At 69.7% G+C, this 3,403-nt stretch carries 4 protein-coding genes; all 4 read left to right on the top strand.

The features are described 5' to 3' along the window. The coding region (locus AC1D01_RS25990; protein ID WP_477871503.1) for an ABC transporter ATP-binding protein at window positions 1-521 on the top strand (521 nt) is incomplete at its 5' end. Continuing rightward, window positions 518-1,243, top strand: a complete 726-nt coding sequence (locus tag AC1D01_RS25995) for an ABC transporter ATP-binding protein (protein ID WP_477871505.1) — start codon at window positions 518-520, stop codon at window positions 1,241-1,243. The genes AC1D01_RS25990 and AC1D01_RS25995, both read left to right, overlap by 4 nt. Before the next feature lie 23 nt (window positions 1,244-1,266). Then, window positions 1,267-2,199: a 3,5-dioxohexanoate:acetyl-CoA acetone transferase gene (gene kce / locus AC1D01_RS26000; protein WP_477871507.1), complete on the top strand. Its 933-nt coding sequence runs from the start codon at window positions 1,267-1,269 to the stop codon at window positions 2,197-2,199. Further along, on the top strand, window positions 2,196-3,098 hold the full coding sequence (locus AC1D01_RS26005) for an SDR family NAD(P)-dependent oxidoreductase (protein WP_477871509.1): 903 nt from the start codon (window positions 2,196-2,198) through the stop codon (window positions 3,096-3,098). The genes kce and AC1D01_RS26005 overlap by 4 nt, the downstream gene beginning before the upstream one ends. The last annotated feature ends 305 nt before the right edge of the window (window positions 3,099-3,403 follow it).

The raw sequence follows: 3,403 nt of genomic DNA on the forward strand, positions 1-3,403 counted from the left end.
GCAGCGGCCTGGCGCGCTCGTTCCAGATCACCAACATCTTCCCGAAGCTGACCGTGTTCGAGAACGTGCGCATCGCGGTGATGCAGCGCCATCGCCTGCAGTACAACGTGTGGCGCCGCATCGAGCGCATGGGGGCGATCCGCGAGGAGACCGATCGGCTGCTCGAACGCGTGCGGCTGCAGCAGCACGCGGCCACGCTGGGCGGCGAGATGAGCTACAGCGGCCAGCGCTCGCTGGAGCTCGCGATGACGCTGGCCTCGGACCCGCAGGTGGTGCTGCTCGACGAACCGATGGCGGGCATGTCGAGCGAGGAGACGCAGTACACCGCGGCGCTGATCCGCGAGGTGACGGCAGGGCGCACGCTGCTGCTGGTGGAGCACGACATGGACGTGGTGTTCTCGCTCGGCGAGCGCATCAGCGTGCTGGTCTACGGGCAGCTCGTCGCGACCGGCACGCCGGCCGAGATCCGCAGCCACCAGGGTGTGCGCGAGGCCTACCTGGGCGAGGAGCACGACGCATGAGCGCCATCGAGGGGCAGCCGCTGCTGCGCGTGGACGGCCTGCATGCCCACTATGGCAAGAGCCACGTGCTGCGCGGCGTGAGCCTGCAGGTGGGCCGCGGCGAGGTCGTCAGCCTGCTGGGTCGCAACGGCTCGGGCCGATCGACCACCTTGAAGGCGCTGATGGGCCTGGTGCCGCCGAGCGCCGGCCGCATCGAGCTGGCAGGCCGCGCGCTCGCCGGCGCGCCACCGCATGCCATCTGCCGCGCGGGCCTGGCCTATGTGCCCGAGGAGCGCGAGGTGTTCGCGAACCTGACGGTGGACGAGAACCTGCGCATGGGCGAGCAGCCGCCGGTGGCCGGCGCGGTGCGCTGGAGCGTGGCGCAGATGTTCGACTGGTTCCCGCGCCTGAAGGAGCGCCGCGGCACCAAGGCGGGCAGCCTGTCCGGCGGCGAGCAGCAGATGCTGACGATGTGCCGCTCGCTGCTCGGCAACCCGCTCGCGATCCTGATCGACGAGCCGACCGAAGGCCTGGCGCCGAAGATCGTCGCGCAGGTCGCCGAGTGCATCCAGGACATGCAGCGGCACGGCGTCTCGGTCGTGCTGGTGGAGCAGAAGCTCGCCATCGCGCTGAAGGTGTCGAGCCGCGTCTGCGTGATGGGCCACGGCCACATCGTCTTCGAGGGCAGTCCGGCGCAGCTGCTGGCCGACACCTCGATGCAGCAGCAGTGGCTCGCCGTCTGAAATTTCAAACTCCCGGAGAGCCCATGGCAACACCCCCCGACAAGGTCATCATCAGCTGCGCCGTCACCGGCTCGGTCCACACGCCGACGATGTCCCCGCACCTCGCGCTGACGCCGGACCAGATCGCCGAACAGGCCATCGAGGCGGCCGAGGCCGGCGCGGCCATCCTGCACCTGCATGCACGCGACCCGGTCGACGGCCGGCCGACGCCGGACCCGAAGGTGTTCGACCAGTTCGTGCCGCGCATCCGCGCCGCGACCGACGCGGTGATCAACATCACCACCGGCGGCAGCACGCGCATGACGCTGGACGAGCGCCTGGCCTACCCGCTGCAGGCGCGGCCCGAGATGTGCTCGCTGAACATGGGCTCGATGAACTTCTCGATCCACCCGATGGCGCGCAAGTACAGCGAGTGGCGCCACGACTGGGAGAAGCCGCACATCGAGGGCATGGAAGACCTGATCTTCCGCAACACCTTCCGCGACATCAAGCACATCCTCGAGGTGCTGGGCCAGGGCTGCGGCACGCGCTTCGAGTTCGAGTGCTACGACGTGGGCCACCTCTACACGCTGGCCCACTTCATGGACGAAGGGCTGGTCGAGGGACCGCTGTTCATCCAGAGCATCTTCGGCATCCTCGGCGGGCTGGGCGYGGACCCGGAGAACCTGGTGACGATGCGCACGACGGCCGACCGCCTGTTCGGCCGCCAGAACTACCGCTTCTCGGTGCTGGGAGCCGGACGCCACCAGATGCCGCTGCTGACGATGGCCGCGGTGCTGGGCGGCAATGTGCGGGTCGGCCTGGAGGACAGCCTGTACCTGGAGAAGGGGCGCCTCGCGCGCTCGTGCGCCGAGCAGGTGCGCAAGATCCGCCGCATCCTGGAGGAGCTGTCGCTGGAGGTCGCGACGCCGGCCGAGGTGCGCGCGATGCTGGCGCTGAAGGGACGGGACGCATGAAGAAGCACCTGAAGGACAAGGTGGCGATCGTGACCGGCGCCGGCGGTGGGCTCGGCCGCACGCATGCGCTGGAGCTGGCGCGCCATGGGGCGCGGGTGGTCGTGAATGACCTCGCGGGGCGCGACGACGGTGCCGCGGCGCAGGCCGTGGCCGGCGAGATCCGCCAGCGCGGCGGCGAGGCGCTGGTGCAGCTCGGCGACGTGACGGTGCCGGGCGACATGCAGGCGATGGCGGATGCGGCGGTGGCGCGCTGGGGGCGCATCGACATCCTGGTGAACAACGCCGGCATCCTGCGCGACCGGAGCTTCGCGAAGATGTCGCTCGACGACTTCAGGCTGGTGTTCGACGTGCACGTGATGGGTGCCGTCAATGCGACGAAGGCGGTGTGGGCGCAGATGCAGGCGCAGCGCCACGGCCGCATCGTGATGACGACCTCGTCGAGCGGGCTGTACGGCAACTTCGGCCAGTCGAACTACGGCGCGGCGAAGATGGCCCTGGTGGGGCTGATGCAGACGCTGGCACTGGAAGGCGCGAAGTATGGCGTGCACGTGAACTGCCTGGCGCCCACCGCCGCGACCGGCATGACCGAAGGCGTGCTGCCGCCCGAGGCGCTGGCCCGGCTGGGCGCCGAGCGCGTGAGCCCGGCGCTGCTCGCGCTGGTCGGCGACGAGGCCCCCACGCGCATGATCCTGCTGGCGGGCGCGGGCAGCTTCGAGAGCGCGAACATCACGATGACGCAGGGCCTGCACCTGGGCGATGCACACGACGTGGCCGAGCGGTTGTGTGCGCGGCTGGACGAGGTCACGGCCCGTGCCGATGAGGTCGTGCCCGCGTCGGGATGGGAGCAGTACCAGCTGGAGCTGGCGAAGGCCGTACCAGGGGTATGCAGCCGCAGTTGACGTCGGAGAGAATGTGAACCTCGCGGCGGCGGACATAGGGAACCTCTGCCGTTCCTGTGTCTGCGGGCGGCGGCCTTGCCAAATCCACACGAGCACCGAGGGGGAAATATTGATGCAATGGCGTAGTCGCTGGCTGCGAATTGGCGTGGGCGTGTCCGGCGCTTGCCGGCTCCTGTTGTGCCGGGTGTCGTCGGCACTGGTGGCAGTGCCGGCCTTGCTGGCGGCATCGTCGACGTGGGCCGGCTGCGATCTCAAGCAGATGGAGATCCCGGTGCGCGTCGTCGACCAGCGCCCGATTGCAATCC

It is taken from the genome of Rhizobacter sp. P3_B12, from assembly GCF_056402895.1.

Coding starts and splice junctions, on each gene's coding strand:
- AC1D01_RS25995 (WP_477871505.1), top strand. CDS start 518: ATGAGCGCCATCGAGGGGCAGCCGCTGCTGCGCGTGGACGGCCTGCAT.
- AC1D01_RS26005 (WP_477871509.1), top strand. CDS start 2,196: ATGAAGAAGCACCTGAAGGACAAGGTGGCGATCGTGACCGGCGCCGGC.